Here is a 17,063-nt window from a genome sequence, read left to right on the forward strand (position 1 = left end):
GTGTCGGTTGAAAGCCGGTAGCCGGACATCGCACACTCGGCCCGCGACGCATCGACCCTGCTGAGGTAGCCATGTCCGACACCGCCATCGCCGACACGCTTTCTGCCAGCGACGTCGCGGCTTATCTGCGCCGCCATCCCGAATTCCTCAGCGACTACCCCGACATTGCCGCGCAGCTCACCCTGCCACGTGAGCAGGGGCGGGTGGCATCGCTGGCCGTGTACCAGCTGCAGAGCCTGCGCGAGAAGAACACCGAGCTGGAAAAGCAGCTCGCCGCGCTGGTGTCCATTGCCGCGGAAAACGAGCGGCTGATGCAGCGGGTGCACGAACTGAACCTCGCCGTGCTTCGGGCCGGCACACCGGCCGTGGCTGCGCGCAGCGTGGTGGCGCGCCTGTCGGAGGATTTCCAGACCGACCAGGTACGCCTGATGCTGTTCGGCCCCATTGGCCTGCCGCCCGCCGACTGGCTGGTGCACGTGCCGGGCGGCCGCTCGCAGGTGCCCGAATTCGCCGACTTCATGGCGCATCACGAACCCGTGGCGGGTCGCCTTTCCGCCGAACGGCTGTATCGCCTGTTCGGCGAACACGCGCCGGAGATTCGTTCGGCAGCGATGATGCCGCTGGGCGAGTTCGGCATCCTTGCCATCGGCAGCGGCGACTCGGATCACTTCCAGCCAGGCATGGGCACGGTGTTCCTGAAGATGATCGCCGGCACGGTCACCGCCGCGCTGCGTCGCGCGCAGGACGTCATGTAAGAGCCTGACGATGTCCAAGCCGCAGGATCAGGTCGACGCCTGGCTGGCCCGGCTATCGGGAGAAAAGAAGGCGTCGGCGCATACCGTGGATGGCTATCGCCGCGATCTGGCCAAGCTGCTGCGCTGGATGGAAGCGCAGGGCGTTGCCGCCTTCAACTCGCTTGAACCCAACCGCATGCGCGGCTTCGTCGCGGCGGAACATCGCGCGGGTCTGTCGCCGAAAAGCCTTCAGCGCCTGCTTTCCTCCTGCCGCAGCTTGTTCCGCCAGCTGACGCGCGAAGGCGCGCTCGACCACGATCCGCTGGCCGGCGTGCGCGGACCCAAGGTGCATCGCAAGCTGCCGCAGGTGCTGGACGTGGACGAAGCCACGTCGCTGGTGGAAACGACCACCGAGGGCGCCTTGAACCTGCGCGACCGCGCCATGCTGGAGCTGTTCTATTCCTCCGGCCTGCGCCTGTCCGAATTGTGTGGGCTGCACTGGGTGGATCTGGATCTGCAGCAGGGTGAGGTGCGCGTGCTCGGCAAGGGCAACAAGACGCGCATCGTGCCGGTGGGCCGCCACGCCGTGGCGGCGCTGCGCGCGCTGGGCGACGCCGAAGGCATGGCGCCCGAACAGGCCGTGTTCAAGGGTCGCGGCGGCGCCACCATCAACCCGCGCACGGTACAACTGCGACTGAAGGCGCTGGCGCTGCAGCAGGGCATGGCCAAGCGCATTCATCCGCATTTGCTGCGGCACACGTTCGCCAGCCACATGCTGGAATCCTCCGGCGACCTGCGCGCGGTGCAGGAGCTGCTGGGCCACGCCGATATCGCCACCACGCAGATCTACACCCATCTGGATTTCCAGCACCTGGCGCGCGTCTACGATGCCGCGCATCCGCGTGCCAAGCGCAAATGAGCGGCGTGGCCAACCTGCTGCTGAAGTCGTTGATCGGCGCACTGATGGTGCTGCTGATCGGATTGCTGGCGCGCACGCGCAATTACTACATCGCCGGACTGTTGCCGCTGTTTCCCACCTTCGCGTTGATGGCGCATTACATCGTGGGCAGTGAGCGCGGCACGGCCAACCTTCGCGCCACCATCGTCTTCGGCATGTGGGCGGTGATCCCGTACCTGGCATACCTGGGTTCGCTGTACTGGCTGGTGGCCCGGCTGCGACTGTTGCCGGCGCTGGGCACGGCGCTGGCCGTGTGGTGCCTGGTGGCGGGGTTTCTTGTCGTGGCATGGAACCGGCGCTAGGCAAGACCTGCACCGTTGTAGGAGCGCCCTTGGGCGCGACCGCGGCACCGCATCATTCAGGCACCGGTCGCGCCCAAGGGCGCTCCTGCAGGGAGTGGCCCTAAGCCCGGCAACTTGGTTTCCGCTTCCACGGCCCCACCTCTGGCGAATTCACTCTTTACGGAGTTCCGCATGGAATCCTTTCACGCCACGACCATCGTTTCGGTGCGCCGCAACGGGCGGGTCGTGATCGGCGGCGACGGCCAGGTCACCCTGGGCAACACGGTGATGAAGGCCAACGCCCGCAAGATCCGCCGCCTCGGCAAGGGCAACGTGCTGGCCGGTTTCGCCGGCGCCACCGCCGACGCCTTCACCCTGTTCGAGCTGTTCGAGCAGAAGCTGGACAAGCACGGCGGCAACCTCACCCGCGCCGCCGTGGAACTGGCCAAGGAATGGCGCACCGACCGCCGCCTGGGTCGCCTGGAAGCCATGCTGGCCGTGGCCGACAAGGAAGCCTCGCTGCTGATTTCCGGCAACGGCGACGTACTGGAACCCGAGCATGGCCTGATCGCCATCGGTTCGGGCGGCCCGTATGCGCAGTCCGCCGCGCTGGCACTGATGGAGAACACCGAGATGGATTCGCGCGCCATTGTCGAGCGAGCGCTGAAGATCGCCGGTGACATCTGCATCTACACCAATCACAACACGACGATTGAAGAGCTTTGAGGGAAGAGGGGCGAGTCGCGAGGGCGCAAGTCCGCAGACGCACCGTCCCATGACCCATCTCAAGGCACGAGGCGCGGTTTTGGCGCCCTCGCTACTCAACCCTCATCCCTGGTCCCTCCCATGTCCGAACTGACACCCCGCGAAATCGTCAACGAACTCGACCGCTACATCATTGGCCAGCACGACGCCAAGCGCGCCGTGGCCATTGCGCTGCGCAACCGCTGGCGCCGCATGCAGCTCGAGCCGAACCTGCGTGATGAAGTCACGCCCAAGAACATCCTGATGATCGGTCCCACCGGCGTGGGCAAGACCGAAATCGCCCGCCGCCTCGCCACGCTGGCCAATGCGCCCTTCGTGAAGGTGGAAGCCACCAAGTTCACCGAGGTGGGTTACGTGGGCAAGGATGTGGAATCCATCGTCCGCGATCTCGCCGACGTGGCCTACAAGCTGGTGCGCGAGCAGGCCATGAAGCGCGTGCGCACGCAGGCCGAAGATCGCGCCGAAGACCGCATCCTCGACGCCCTGCTGCCGCGCCGTCAGACGCCCACCGACTGGTCGCACGACGCCGCACCCAGCAGCGAGCAGAACGACACGCGGCAGAAGCTGCGCAAGCAGCTGCGTGAAGGCGCCCTGGACGACCGCGAGATCGAGCTGGATTTCGCCATGAATGTAGGCGTGGAAATCATGTCCCCGCCGGGCATGGAAGAAATGGGCCAGCAGTTGCGCCAGATGTTCCAGAACATGGGCGGCGCCAAGACCCAGCAGCGCAAGGTGGCCATCAAGGTGGCCCGCCCCATGTTGATCGAAGAAGAAGCCGCCAAGCTGCTCAACGAGGAAGAGGTGCGCGCGCAGGCCATGCACGCCGCGGAGCAGAACGGCATCGTCTTCATCGACGAGATCGACAAGGTCGCCCAGCGCTCCGAGTTCGGCGGCGCCGGCGTCAGCCGCGAAGGCGTGCAGCGTGACCTGCTGCCGCTGGTGGAAGGCTCCACGGTGTCCACCAAATACGGCCCGATCAAGACCGACCACATGCTGTTCATCGCCTCGGGCGCGTTCTCGCTGGCCAAGCCCTCGGACCTGATTCCCGAGCTGCAGGGTCGCCTCCCGATTCGCGTGGAGCTGTCGGCGCTGTCGGTCGACGACTTCAAGCGCATCCTGCGTGAACCGCATAACGCCTTGACCAAGCAGTACATCGCCCTGCTGGGTACCGAAGGCGTCACGGTCAGCTTCACCGAGGAGGGCGTGGACCGCCTGGCTGAGGTCGCTTTCCAGGTGAACGAGCGCACCGAGAACATCGGCGCCCGGCGCCTGCACACCGTGATGGAGCGGCTACTGGAGAAGATCTCCTACGAAGCTGCTGACAAATCCGGCGAAAATTACATGATTGACGCCGAATATGTGGATAAAAACCTGGGTGTACTGGTTCAGGACGAGGATTTGAGCCGTTACATCCTGTAAACAAGGGGAAAGCCCCGGGCTGGTAAAATTTTGACCATGGGAAATGTGATTGAACTGAAGACCACCGGCCAGCGCGCCCAGTTGCGCGAAGCGCAGCAGAAGCACCAGCTGGTCCGGTTGTGGCGCGGCGAACTCGAACACGGCAGCTTTTGTGGTTACGTGGGTGGTGTTGGCCGTGAATTCTTTTTGCTGTGGGTCGTCGGCGACGGCATCACGTATGACGGCATGTATGTGATGCGTCACCGCGACGTGTCCGAACTGGAAGCGCCCGACAAGCACGCGCCCTTCATGGAAAAGGCGCTGGCCTTGAAGCACCTGATGCCACGCCCGCCGCGAGGCTTCCCGCTGGACGACATCCGCAGCGTGATCCAGGCCGCTGCCGCGCAGGCGCCCGTCATCGGCGTGCACGTGGACAGCGAGGACGAGTCGGAGGTCTGCTACATCGGCCGCCTGATCAGCGTGGAAGAAGACGGCTTCAACATGCAGGAGATCTCGCCGGACGCCGAATGGCTGCGCGAGGCATCGTTCTTCTCCTGGGACGAGGTTTCCACCGTGAGCATCGAAGACGGCTACGCCACGTCGCTGCTGGCCGTGGCGGGCACGCCGCCGCCGCTGGAGCAGGGTGATTCGGGCGTGGGTACCGCGCAGTAATGCTTGTGAATGTGCTGGATAGAAAGGCCGCCTCACGGGCGGCCTTTTTCTTTGGCCCCCTCTCCCCTTCGGGGAGAGGGTTGGGGTGAGGGGCCAATCTGGCCTTTCCTTTCATGACCGTGCTCCACGCGAAGGCAGGAGCGACGCGATGTGCAGCGCAGCTGCACGAGCCGTCCGCTCCGCTTTTGATTTTGATCCTGGGCCCCCTGTGCGGCGGTGAGGGGTGGACGATCAGGCCCCGCAGGGGTGCCTGACATGGATGTCAGGCACTTTTCGCCCGGGCAGGAGCCCGGTCGAAAAGCCCGGCCGCCCCTCACGGACTGGCTGGGCGCAGCCCAGGCAGCGCCAAGTGGGGGTGCCCTTCTCTTTGGTTACTTTCTCTTGGGCAAGCAAGAGAAAGTGACCCGGCCTCCGGCAGGAGGTCGGAAGCCCGCGGCAGGCGAGCCGGGTTGCGGAAGGACCGCAAAAGAGCCAAAGAACAAAGTCACTGGATGACCGGCCCTTCGGCCGTTGAAAAGCGCCTCCCGCCTTCGCGGGAATGACGGTGAGGGGTAGAGATGTCGCCGCGAGGATGCAGGTGAGGGATGGGGAGGTCATCGCAAGGATGACAGCGAACGAAAGAAACGCTTCCGCGAGCACCCACCCCTCACCCCAACCCTCTCCCCGAAGGGGAGAGGGAGCTAAGGCAGGGCTATCGAGCCGTCGCAGCAGCAGCCGGCTGCACTGCAGGCTTCGGCGCCACCGGCACAGCAGCACCCTTCACCTGCTGCTGAAAGAAATTCTCGATCAGGTGATACACGTGACTGCGCTGTCCCGGCAGGTTCAAACCGTGCTTCGCCCCCGGATACGCCATGAACTGAAACTGCGTCCCTCGCTTCTGCAACTCCGCCATCAACTCCGTGGAATTGAGGAACAGCACGTTGTCGTCCGCCATGCCGTGGACGAGATAGAGCTTCGAGGTCAGGCCATCCAACCACGCCATCGGGGAACTGCGCGTGTAGCCGGAATCGTTGTCCTGCGGGCGGCCAAGATAACGCTCGGTGTAGAACGTGTCGTACAGGCGCCAGTTGGTGACGGGCGCCACGGCCACGCCGCCGGCCAGTTCATCGGATGCCTTGGACAGCATCATGGTGGTCATGTAACCGCCGTAGCTCCAGCCGAACACGCCGATGCGCTTGCCGTCGATCCACGGCTGCGATTTCAGCCAGTGGATGCCAACGAGTTGATCGTCCACCTCGGCCGCGCCCAGCTGCTGGTAGATCACGCTGTCGAATTTGCGACCGCGGCGCGCCATGCCGCGGTTGTCCAGGGTGAACACCACGAAGCCCTGGTTGGCCATGTACTGGTTGAAATAGTCACCCCACACGTTGGCGACCATCTGCGCGTGCGGACCGCCGTAGTACATGTCGAACACCGGGTACTTCTTGGTGGGATCGAAGTTCACGGGCTTGTATAGGCGGTAGTACAGCGTCTGGCCATCGGCGGCTTTCAGCGTGCCGAATTCCGGCTTGATCAGGCTGTCGCGGTAGGGCCAGTAGGGATGCTTGTCGTCGAGCTTGTTCGGCTCGATCCAGGTGACGAGGCTACCGTCTGCCTTGTGCAGGCTTACCTGCGGCGGCGTGTCGACGCTGGAAAAGTTGTCGAGATAGAAGCTGCCATCCGGTGCAAACGTGGCCACATGGGTGCCCGCGCCCTGGGTGATGCGTACCGGCGCCTTGGCGTCGCTGCCATCGAGCTTCACCGCGTAGACCTGTTTTTCCGGCACGGCGTCCTTGTTCGATGCCATGTACACCAGGCCCGCCCGTTCGTTCACCGCCAGCAGCCCGTCGATGGGCCAATCGCCGTCGCTTACCGCATGCTTGAGCGTGCCATCGAGTCCGTACAGATACAGATGGTGGAAACCACTGCGTTCGCTGCCCCACAGGAAGCTCTTGCCGTCCTTGAGGAAGGTGAGGACGTCGTTGAGGTTGATCCACGTGTCGGCGGTTTCGGTGACCAGCGTGCGGTGGGCCAGCGTCTTCGCATCCACCAGGCGCAGTTCCAGCTTTTGCTGGTTGCGCGGCATGCGCTGATAGCTGACGTGCTTGCCGTCGGGCAGCCAGTTCACGCGGACCAGGTAGATGTCCTGATCCTTGCCCAGGTCAATCCAGCGCGGCTGACCGCCCGCGGGAGAGACAAGACCGAGTTTCACCGCGACGTTGGGTGCACCCGCCGCCGGGTAGCGCTGGTCGATCACGTCGGTGTGATCGGCGTAGAGCTCGGTGCGCTTGGTCACCGGCACCTTCGACTCGTCATAGCGTTCGAACGCGATGGCCGAATCGTCCGGCGCCCACCAGTAGCCCGCGCTGCGATCCATTTCTTCCTGCGCGACGAACTCGGCTTCACCGTTATGCACGGTGCTGCCGCCATCGTGCGTGAGCTGTTTCGCTTCGCCACTGGTGAGGTCGATCACCCACAGGTTCTGGTCGCGCACGTACGAAACGTAACGGCCCTTGGGCGAGATCTTGGGGTCGATCACGTTGTCGCCCGCGTCGAGCTGCCTGGGCGCCGCATCGGGCGTGGCCAACGCGTAGACGTACAACTTGCCGTTGATGGGAAACAGCAGCTGCTTGCCATCCGGCGACCACTGGTAACTCACGATGCCGTGCAGGCCCGCGGTGCGTTCGCGCTCGCGGCGCGCCTTTTCCGCATCCGACAGCTGCTCGCCGTTGGGTTCGAGTTTCTTCGAATCCACCAGCAGGCGCGTGGTGTTGCCCTTGAGCTGGTATTCCCACAAATCCAGCTGGAACTGGTCGTCCGCACGGGCACGCAAGAAAGTTACGCGCGTGCCATCGGGCGATATCTGCAAACCGCGCGGCGCAGCACCGGCAAGGTTGCCGCCGTCGAAGATGCGTTCGATCGTGAGTTTTTCGGCCATGGTCGGCAAAGCCACCAGTGTGAGGGCGGCAAAGAAAAGTGCGCGCATGAATACTTCCCTGGGCGACGCGTCGTACGCAAGAACAAGCGGCGATTAGAACGCGTCGGGCGCAGGGAAGCCAGCGATTTCCCGTGAAAAGCGCTGCATCCGGCAACGGATGCAGCGCGCGATCTCAGACTTTTGCACCTTGGCCGAACAGCACTTTTCGCGCGTTTTCGTCGGTCGTCAGGTCGAATGTGCCCCGGATCTGCTCGCCGATGGCATAGGCGCGCTGGGTGGCAGGGCGCGCGCGGATCGACTCGAACCAGGCCTTCACACGGGGAAAGTCCTCCAGCGTCATGCCCTGGTTTTCATAGGGCACGATCCACGGATACGCCGCCATGTCGGCGATGGAGTAGTCCTTTCCGGCGATGAAATCACGGCCTTCCAGGCGCTTGTTCAGCACGCCGTACAGGCGCCGCGTCTCGTTCACGTAGCGGTCGATGGCGTAGGGGATTTTCTCGGGTGCATAGCGGTTGAAGTGGTGGTTCTGGCCCAGCATCGGGCCCAGGCCACCCACCTGCCAGGCCAGCCATTCCAGCACGGTGTACTTGCCACGCAAGTCGGTTGGCAGGAACCGGCCGGTCTTCTCGGCCAGGTACTGCAGGATGGCACCGGACTCGAACACGCTGATGGGCTCGCCGCCGCCCGTCGGATCGGTATCCACCACGGCGGGCATGCGGTTGTTGGGCGAAATGGCCAGGAAATCCGGCTGGAACTGCTCGCCCTTGCCGATGTTCACTGGCTTGATGGTGTACGGAAGACCGGTTTCTTCGAGAAACAGCGTGATTTTGTGGCCGTTGGGCGTGGGCCAGTAATGCAGCTCGATCATGGCGATAACTCGGGGCGGACAATGCGTTGATGGTCGGGGCGCTAGCCTGCGATTCAAGCGCGGGGGAGCTCCTCGCCGTCAACCGCGACGCCGCGGGGGCGTTCCCGCGCTGGTCACCCACGGAGAACCGCCCATGAAACGCCTCCCCGGCTCTCTCGCGTTTGCACTCGCTGTTGCCTTCACGGGCCACGCACTGGCCCAGCAGGCCGACCAGGCCGGTACCGCACCGCCGCCCGCCAACGGCCAGCACATGCATCAGTTTGATCCGCAGACGCAACTGCAGCGCCTGACCAAGCAGCTGCAGCTCACGCCGGACCAGCAGGCCAAGATCGGCCCGATGTTGCAGCAGCGCGACCAGCAGCTGCAGGCACTGCGCGCCGACACCACCCTGAAGCCGGCGGACCGCCGCGCGAAGACCATGTCCCTGGTGCAGGACAGCGAAAGCCAGATCGGTGGCGTGCTGACGCCGGAACAGCGCGACAAGTGGAAAGCCGCGCGCGAAAAAGCCATGGAGCGCATGCAGGAGAAGCACGGCCAGAACGTGCCGTCGTCGGGTAGCAGCGGCGGCTGATGGTGATTCCCGTCGTCGCCCCGGCGCGCGCGGGGGCGACGCGCTGTCGTTTCGGCCAGCCGGCCCTTCTCGTATCCTCCCTCTTCCCCGCATGAAGAAGTGATGGAGCAGGTATGGCGCGCGTGGCCGTGGTCGGCAGCATCAACATGGATCTGGTGACGCTGGCGTCGCGTTTTGCCGGACCCGGCGAACCCATTCTCGGCGAGCGCTTCCTCACCGTGCACGGCGGCAAGGGTGCGAACCAGGCGGTGGCCGCCGCGCGGCTTGGTGCCGAGGTGGCGCTGATCGGCGCCGTGGGTGACGACGCTTTTGGTGCGGAACTGCGGGAAGGCCTGTCGCGCGAGAACGTCGATCTCGCGCATGTCGTGCGCATCGCCGAATGCGGCAGCGGCACCGCATCCATTACCGTCGCCGAAGGCGAAAACCACATCATCGTGGTTCCCGCCGCCAACGCGCGCGTGACACCGGCGCAGATCGAGCGGGCGCAATCCACGCTCGCCAGCGCCGACGCCATTCTGGTGCAGATGGAAATTCCGCTCGAGTCCGTGGAAGCCACGCTGCGACTCGGCCAGCGACTTGGCAAGCCGGTGATCCTCAACCCCGCACCCACGCAGAAGCTGCCGGTGGAATGGTTGAAACTTGCGCGCTATCTCACGCCCAATCAACACGAGCTCGCCATCCTGCTCGGTGCGGATGCCGATGAAGATTTCCAGTCATTGATGCAACGCGCGCCTGCACCGGTGGTGCTGACGCGCGGCGGTGATGGCGCTTGGTATCGCGATGGCGGTGACGCGGCACATCAGGCAGGTTTCAAGGTCGATGCCGTGGACACCACGGGTGCCGGCGATACGTTCAATGCGGCTCTCGCCGTTTTCCTTCACGAAGGATTGCCTGCAGCAGTCCGCAAGGCGTGTGCTGCCGCGGCATTGTCGGTGACACGACTGGGCGCGCAAGGCGGCATGCCAACGCGCGCCGAGCTGGAAGCGTTCCTTCCGTCCGCCTGAGCGCTTTGCCGCCGATGCTTTTTTGTGGGAGCGCACCCTGTGCGCGACTGTGCGAAGCGGAACGGATAGGCCTCGATTCAAGCCCGCACTTTCCTTCGCTTTCGCATCCCGTTGTCGCGCACAGGGTGCGCTCCCACAAACGCTGTTGATTAGTCCGACGGCCCCGGCGCAATCACTTCCCGCTGCCCATTGATGCCCATCGACGATACCAATCCCGCCGCTTCCATCGCTTCCACCAGTCGCGCGGCGCGGTTGTAGCCGATGCGGAACTGGCGCTGCACGAACGAGATCGACGCGCGGCGCGAGCGCAGCACGAACGCGGCGGCTTCGTCATACAGCGGATCGAGTTCCGCGTCCGCCCCTTCTTCGCCGAACAACTCGCCGCTGCCTTCACTGGGCGGACCGGCAAGGATCTCGTCCTTGTAGTCGGGCTCTCCGTAGAGCTTGAGATGCGCGACGATGCGGTGCACTTCCTCATCCGCCACGAACGCGCCGTGGATGCGCTGTGGATAACCCGTGCCCGGCGGCAGGAACAACATGTCGCCCTGGCCAAGCAGGCTTTCCGCGCCCATCTGATCGAGGATGGTGCGCGAGTCGATCTTGGACGACACCTGGAACGCCACGCGCGTGGGAATGTTGGCCTTGATGAGACCCGTGATCACATCCACCGACGGACGCTGCGTGGCAAGGATCAGATGGATGCCCGCCGCACGTGCCTTCTGCGCAAGTCGTGCGATCAGTTCTTCGATCTTCTTGCCGGCCACCATCATCAGGTCGGCCAGCTCGTCGATCACCACCACGATCATCGGCAACGTATCCAGCAGCTCCGGCACTTCCGGATGCGCGGGGAACGGATTCATCAATGGACGTCCAGACGCCCGTGCCTCACGCACCTTCTGGTTGAAGCCGGCCAGGTTGCGCACGCGCAGGTCCGACATCAGGCGATAGCGGTTTTCCATTTCGCCCACGCACCACGCCAAGGCGTTGGCAGCGAGCTTCATGTCGGTGACCACGGGAGCGAGCAGATGCGGAATGCCCTCGTACACCGAGAGTTCCAGCATCTTCGGGTCGATCATGATCATGCGGACGTCGTCGGGCGTGGCCTTGTACAGCATCGACAGGATCATCGCGTTCACCGCGACGGACTTGCCCGAACCGGTGGTGCCCGCGACCAGCATGTGCGGCGCCTTGGCAAGGTCCGTCACCAGTGGCTCGCCGGTAATGCCCTTGCCCATCGCCAGCGTGAGCAGCGAGTCGGAGTCGCGGTAGGCGGGGGAGTCGAGGATTTCCGACAGCGCAATCATCTGGCGCTGCTCGTTGGGCAATTCCAAGCCCATGCACGTCTTGCCCGGAATGGTTTCGACCACGCGAATGGACGTCCGTCCCAGGCCGCGCGCGAGATCCTTCATCAACGCGACGATCTGGTTGCCGCGCACGCCCACGGCGGGCTCCACTTCAAAACGGGTAATCACCGGGCCCGCCGATGCGCCGACCACGGTCACCGGCACCTTGAACTCGCGCAGGCGTTGCTCGATCAACTCGCCGGTTTCGGCCAGTTGTGCATCGTCAATGGAGGCCTGTTCGGTGCGCGGCGCAGCCAATAGCGACAATGGCGGCAGCATGGCCGCCGAGCGTTGATGCGCGGGTGCAGGCTGACGCAGCGGTGTAACGCTCGTCGCGAGGCTGGCCAGCTCTTCGTCGTTGGCAGCAGGGCGCCGCAAGGAAGCTATGGGCGTAGTCGACACGGGGGCGTGGCTTGCCGCCGGCAAGTCCACATCGAAGGGAGCTTCTTCATCAAGCACCGGTTCCTCGGCGGAAACCATGGTTTCGATCACCGGGGAAGGTGCGATGCCGAATTCTTCCGGGACGTGCACAGGCCCTGGCAGCGGTGTCGGTTCGATCACGGCCGTCGCGAGCGGTGCTGCAACAGCAACCATCGGTGTCTGCGCGACGGCGTTCGTCGCCGCCGATGCCGTCGGCCATGCGGCCACGGTCGGTTTCGTCGCCATCAACGGCGCGGCGCGAACGGGCGACCCTTGTTCCTGGGATGCGGCCAGCTTGCCGCGCTTGGGCGTCAGCCAGGGTTCGCGTATCACCTTCTCCTGTTGCGCTACGCGGCTGACGCGCGACAAGGGCGTCGGCGTCAAAGGTGATGGCTCAGCCACTTGCACGGAAGGTTTCTGCGCTGCAGCGACGACCGGGGCCGGGGCTTCCGTGCGGCGCGCGGCGGCGGGTTTAGCGCGACGTCCCTTCGCCGGTGCACGATCAGGTCGGCGCACGGCACCGCTTGAGCGCCTCGCAACGATCGCCTTGCCCCGTTTTTTGGCGATGGCTTCCACACCCCGCTGCAGAAGCGCGGCGATGATGTCGACCACGCCGGATACACGCTTGAAGATCTGCGGCCAGCCCAAACCCAGATACCAGGGTAGTGCGGCCGCAAGTACGGCCAGCATCGCCAGCGTGGTGATCCATCCGCCAAGCAACCCGTCCAGGCCTTGCGACAACGCGCGACACAACGTGCCGCCCGCGTTGGCGTCGTCGGTGTACTGATCGATCACCAGGCCTTCCAGCGTCGCACTCGCCAGCAACACGAAGAGTGCGCCCAGCCACAAGCGGATCGAGCCTTCGCCGCCGCCCGTCGCGGAACGACGTTTCAACAGGCCGTTGCCGACGCGCCAGAGCAGGGGGATGAGCCAGAGAGTGGACAGCCCGAAGGCGCCGAAAATGAGATGGAGCATGCCTGAGATGCCGAGCCGCTTGCCTGCAAACTCAGCATGTTAGCGCCAACGTGTAAGGAACGTCAGCAGAGGGTTGCCTAACACGCTGTAATTTATCGATTACTCGCCGTGTCAGGCGGCTTACTTTCCGATGCAGAACGAGCTGAAGATGGCTCCCAGCAGATCGTCGCTGGAATAGGTGCCGGTGATTTCGCCCAAGGCATGCTGCGCCTGGCGCAACTCCTCGGCGGCCAGTTCACCCGCGCGGGTGGCTTGCAGCACATGGTCGGCCGAGGCTAGGTGCGCATGGACCTGTTCCAGCGCCTGCACGTGGCGACGGCGTGCGCTGAACGCACCTTCGCCACTGCCGGCACCCGCAAGCTGCTTGAGATGATCGCGCAATGCGTCAAGGCCGGCGCCGGTTTTCGCCGATGCCCACACCCAGATGGCGTCGCTGCGAACGTCGTACTGCGCAGCGTGACTGCCGAGGTCGATTTTATTGATCAACACGATGCGCTCGACGTTGGCGGGAAGATCGGCCAACAGGGCGAGGTCGTGTCCGGCATGCTCCGCGTCGGTGACGAGCAGGGCGACATCGGCACGCGCCAATTCGCCGTGCGCACGGCGCACGCCCTCGCGTTCGACGGGATCGTCCGTTTCGCGCAAACCCGCGGTGTCGGCAAGTTCCAGTGCGATGCCGTCGAGGTTCAACTGTTCCCGCAACACATCGCGCGTGGTGCCGGCGATGTCGGTGACGATGGCGCGGTCGCTACCAGCCAGGGCATTCAACAAACTCGACTTGCCCGCGTTTGGACGTCCGATGATGGCGACGCGCAAACCGTCGTTGAGGCGCACGCCGCGTTGGGCTTCGCGCAACAAGTCATCCAACTGCACGCGCAATGCGTGCAGCTGCTGCATGATCAGCGGATCGGCAAGGAAGTCGATTTCTTCCTCGGGAAAATCGATGGCCGCTTCGATATGCACGCGCAACGCGATCAGCGATTGCAGCAATTCATGGACCTTGCGCGAAAACACGCCTTCCATGGATTGCAGCGCCGCACGCGCTCCCGCCTGCGAACGCGCGGCGATGAGATCGGCGACCGCTTCCGCCTGTGCCAGGTCGAGCTTGCCGTTGAGAAAGGCGCGCTCGGTGAATTCGCCCGGCCGCGCGAGTCGCGACCCCATGGCGCACACGCGTCGCAACAACGCATCGAGCAGGACAGGACTGCCGTGGCCCTGCAATTCCAGTACGTGTTCGCCGGTGTAGGAGGCTGGAGCAGGGAAGTAGAGCAACAGGCCGCGATCGATCAGTTCGCCATGCGCGTCGCGAAACGCGGCGAAGTAGGCGCGGCGCGGTTCGGGATCGCGACCTAGGAATTCACTGGCGATGGCCGGCACGGCTGGTCCCGATACGCGCAACACGCCGACGCCCGCGGCACCGGAGGCGCTGGCAATGGCGGCGATGGTGTCGGTGTGGGTCATGGGGGTAATTATGAAGGGTGGCAGCAAGTTGGCGAATACATGTCGAGATGCCTCACCGTCATCCCTGCGAAGGCAGGGATCCAGTGCCTTTGCTCTTGATATGGATGGGCGCTTTAAGTGCGAAAGACGCTGGATCCCTGCTTTCGCAGGGATGACGGTGAGGAGTAACCAAGGTGACGGAAGAATAAGGAGCATCAAAGAAAAAGGCCGCTTTCGCGGCCTTTTTCTCAAGCTTTTCCGAAGCGATCAGGCCGCCTTGGCCTTCTCGTCCGCGCGATCCACCGCGCGCGTGATCAGCCACTGCTGGGTCAGGCTGGTCAGGCCGTTGATCACCCAGTACAGCACCAGGCCGGCCGGGAAGAACAGGAACATGAAACCGAACACCACCGGCATCACCTTCATCATCTTCTGCTGCGCCGGGTCCATGCCTGCGGCGGCCGGCGTCAGCCACTGCGTAGCCAGCATCACCAGGATGTAGAGCACCGGCAGCACGAAGAACGGATCGGGCGCGGACAAGTCGTGGATCCAGCCGAAGAACGGCGCATGACGCAGTTCCACGCTTTCCATCAGCACGCGATACAGGCCGAAGAACACGGGCATGGTGATCAGGATGGGCAGGCAACCCGACATCGGATTGACCTTCTCCTTCTTGTACAGCTCCATCATGGCCTGCTGCATCTTCATCTTGTCGTCGCCGTAGCGCTCCTTCAGAGCGGTAACGCGCGGCTGCAGCTTGCGCATCTTGGCGCCGGAACGGAACTGCGCGGCGGTGAGCTTCCACAGCGCCCCCTTCAGCAACAGCACCAGCAGGATGATGGCCACGCCCCAGTTGCCGGCGACGGTGTGCAACTGCGACAGCAGCCAATGCAGCGGCTGCGCCACCACGGTGAGCCAGCCGTAGTTGGTGGTCAGGTCCAGGCCCGGTGCCACCAGATCCAGCGTGCCCTGCAGCTTGGGACCGACATACAGGCGCGAAGCCGCCGTGGCGCTCTGGCCCGGTGCCACGTTGATCGACGGACCCACCGAGCGAATCAGGTACACCGGCTGCGCGGTGTCCGGATTGATCACGCTGGTGCTGTAGGTGTTGGCGTCCTGCGCCGCGGGAATCCACGCGACGAAGAAGTAGTGCTGCAGCATCGATGCCCAGCCACCGGTGATGGCGTGGTTGAGCGGCTTCTTGGCGAAGTCGCTGAAGGGCAGCGTCGACATCTTGTCTTCAGGGCTGTACCACGCGGCGCCATAGAAGCTGTGCGAGGACGGATCGCTGAAGTTCTGCCACCAGCTCTTCTGCTGTGCCGGTGCCACGCGCTGCAGCTGTTCGTAGGTGTTGCCGGTCCACGCGGTGCTGCCGCCGTTCTCGATCTTCTGGTCGACGGTGACGACGTAGCTGCCGCGCTTGAGCGCAAAGGTCTTGGTGACCTTGAGGCCAGCGGCATCCGCCCAGCTCAGGTCCACCTTCAGTTCGTCCTGGCCCTGGGCCAGCACGTAGCTGGTCTGGGCGGCGGAGAACACCGCGCGGTGATCGGGCGCATCGCCCTGGTTGCTCACCAGACCGCTCTGCGCGACGAAGTACTGCGCGCGGTCGTCATCGAGCAGGCGCACCGGTGCGGGGTCCGGGTCCTTCTTGGTGCGCGGCACCGACGGATAGTTGAGCAGTTCCGAGCGCACGACGCTGCCGCCGCGCGTATCGATGGTCAGGCGCAGCACGTCGGTGTTGATCGTGATCAGCTGGGCCGACGCTTCACTCACCGTGCCAGGTACGGAAGCCGTCGGCGTGGCAGCGGAAGAGGTCGCACCCGGCACGCTGGCATCGGCACCTGGCGTGGCCGATGTGCTGGCGGCTGCCGGTGCGGGCTGCGGACCGTAGTCCTTCTCCCAGGCCTGGAACAGCAGATAGGCCACGGCGAGCAGGGCAAAGATGAGGAACGTGCGCGTTTGATTCATCGCGGAGCAGATCCGGTGCATGCCGCGACGCCAAGCCGCGACATAGGGTGGAGAAAGGTCAACGCACGATTGTGCCGGCCGTATCGTCCGGCTTCAATGTGGCTTCGACCTTGGCGGAACGCAGTTTCTTCCACAGTTGCTGCAATTCGGCGAGCAACTCCGGGCCGGGCAGGCTGCAAGCCTGCTCGCGCGCCATCACCATGAGGTCGACGGGCGGAAGCTCAAGGCGAGCGCGGCGATATGACTCGCGAATGAGGCGCTTGATGCGGTTGCGATCGACCGCGCGCTTGGAGACGCGCTTGGAAATGGCCAGCCCCAGGCGGGGATGACCCAGATCGTTCAGTCGAAAGCGCACAGAAAAACAGCGGCCACCTAGGCGGCCGCTGTTCTGTCGCAATGCAGCGAAATCACCGGCTCGGCGAAGCCGCGCCTCGCGCGGCAGGCCGGCGGCACGCATCAGGGCGCGCCGCTTACGGGATCAGACGCTTGCGGCCTTTGGCGCGACGAGCGTTCAGGATCTTGCGGCCATCGGCCGTGGCCATACGAGCACGGAAGCCGTGGGTGCGGGCACGCTTGAGCTTGCTGGGCTGGAAGGTCCGCTTGGACATGGCTTCCTCCAAAGTTAAGTTGATAAAAAGGTTGGAAATTATGCGGGGTACAAAAGGACCCTGTCAAATGGGGGTGTTTTCGGGGTTGACAAAGGCTGTTGACTGCCTGTGGATATCCATGTGGATATGTGTGCCGACAAG

The 17,063-nt window shown here is 64.3% G+C and carries 15 protein-coding genes; 8 read left to right on the top strand and 7 right to left on the bottom strand.

Features of this window, described 5'->3' with window-relative positions; genetic code table 11:
* Positions 1-71: 71 nt before the first annotated feature.
* The 6 genes from DK366_RS06000 (at position 72) to DK366_RS06025 (ending at position 4,808) form a co-directional block, all read left to right on the top strand.
* Positions 72-755 carry a DUF484 family protein gene (locus DK366_RS06000; protein ID WP_109124633.1) on the top strand — a complete coding sequence of 228 codons (684 nt, stop codon included), beginning with the start codon at positions 72-74 and terminating at the stop codon, positions 753-755.
* A gap of 10 nt (positions 756-765) precedes the next feature.
* On the top strand, positions 766-1,653 hold the full coding sequence (gene xerC / locus DK366_RS06005; protein WP_109124634.1) for a tyrosine recombinase XerC: 888 nt from the start codon (positions 766-768) through the stop codon (positions 1,651-1,653).
* Complete coding sequence (locus DK366_RS06010) at positions 1,650-1,994, top strand: GlpM family protein (RefSeq protein ID WP_109124635.1); 345 nt, start codon at positions 1,650-1,652, stop codon at positions 1,992-1,994. Before xerC ends, DK366_RS06010 begins: the two co-directional genes overlap by 4 nt.
* 171 nt (positions 1,995-2,165) lie before the next feature.
* Entirely contained in the window at positions 2,166-2,699 is a 534-nt protein-coding gene (gene hslV / locus DK366_RS06015) for an ATP-dependent protease subunit HslV (protein ID WP_109124636.1), read from the top strand.
* A 120-nt stretch (positions 2,700-2,819) separates the two neighbouring features.
* Positions 2,820-4,157 (top strand): ATP-dependent protease ATPase subunit HslU, encoded by a 1,338-nt coding sequence (gene hslU / locus DK366_RS06020; protein ID WP_109124637.1) that lies wholly within the window; start codon positions 2,820-2,822, stop codon positions 4,155-4,157.
* 36 nt (positions 4,158-4,193) lie between these two features.
* Positions 4,194-4,808: a hypothetical protein gene (locus DK366_RS06025; protein WP_109124638.1), complete on the top strand. Its 615-nt coding sequence runs from the start codon at positions 4,194-4,196 to the stop codon at positions 4,806-4,808.
* A gap of 691 nt (positions 4,809-5,499) precedes the next feature.
* Here DK366_RS06025 and DK366_RS06030 read toward each other — a convergent pair.
* Both DK366_RS06030 and DK366_RS06035 read right to left on the bottom strand, forming a co-directional pair.
* Entirely contained in the window at positions 5,500-7,773 is a 2,274-nt protein-coding gene (locus tag DK366_RS06030) for a S9 family peptidase (RefSeq protein WP_109124639.1), read from the bottom strand.
* Between the two features lie 124 nt (positions 7,774-7,897).
* Complete coding sequence (locus DK366_RS06035; RefSeq protein ID WP_109124640.1) at positions 7,898-8,596, bottom strand: glutathione binding-like protein; 699 nt, start codon at positions 8,594-8,596, stop codon at positions 7,898-7,900.
* Positions 8,597-8,729: 133 nt separating this feature from the next.
* On the opposite strand from DK366_RS06035, the gene DK366_RS06040 reads away from it, so the two are divergent.
* Entirely contained in the window at positions 8,730-9,167 is a 438-nt protein-coding gene (locus DK366_RS06040) for a hypothetical protein (protein WP_109124641.1), read from the top strand.
* A 113-nt stretch (positions 9,168-9,280) separates the two neighbouring features.
* Positions 9,281-10,171, top strand: coding sequence for a ribokinase (gene rbsK, locus DK366_RS06045; RefSeq protein ID WP_109124642.1), 891 nt, complete (start codon positions 9,281-9,283; stop codon positions 10,169-10,171).
* 149 nt (positions 10,172-10,320) lie between these two features.
* On the opposite strand, the gene DK366_RS21720 is transcribed toward rbsK, so the two are convergent.
* The 5 genes from DK366_RS21720 to rpmH all read right to left on the bottom strand — a co-directional run bounded on the left by DK366_RS21720 (position 10,321) and on the right by rpmH (position 16,922).
* Positions 10,321-12,909, bottom strand: a complete 2,589-nt coding sequence (locus DK366_RS21720) for a DNA translocase FtsK 4TM domain-containing protein (RefSeq protein WP_109124643.1) — start codon at positions 12,907-12,909, stop codon at positions 10,321-10,323.
* Positions 12,910-13,029: 120 nt separating this feature from the next.
* Positions 13,030-14,370, bottom strand: a complete 1,341-nt coding sequence (gene mnmE, locus DK366_RS06055; protein WP_109124644.1) for a tRNA uridine-5-carboxymethylaminomethyl(34) synthesis GTPase MnmE — start codon at positions 14,368-14,370, stop codon at positions 13,030-13,032.
* A 246-nt stretch (positions 14,371-14,616) separates the two neighbouring features.
* Complete coding sequence (gene yidC / locus DK366_RS06060; protein WP_109124645.1) at positions 14,617-16,314, bottom strand: membrane protein insertase YidC; 1,698 nt, start codon at positions 16,312-16,314, stop codon at positions 14,617-14,619.
* Between the two features lie 58 nt (positions 16,315-16,372).
* On the bottom strand, positions 16,373-16,771 hold the full coding sequence (gene rnpA / locus DK366_RS06065) for a ribonuclease P protein component (protein WP_109124646.1): 399 nt from the start codon (positions 16,769-16,771) through the stop codon (positions 16,373-16,375).
* A gap of 13 nt (positions 16,772-16,784) precedes the next feature.
* Complete coding sequence (gene rpmH / locus DK366_RS06070) at positions 16,785-16,922, bottom strand: 50S ribosomal protein L34 (protein ID WP_019464789.1); 138 nt, start codon at positions 16,920-16,922, stop codon at positions 16,785-16,787.
* Positions 16,923-17,063: the final 141 nt, after the last annotated feature.

The sequence above is a fragment of the Dyella sp. C11 genome, assembly GCF_003121485.1.
In the GTDB taxonomy this organism is placed as follows: domain Bacteria; phylum Pseudomonadota; class Gammaproteobacteria; order Xanthomonadales; family Rhodanobacteraceae; genus Dyella.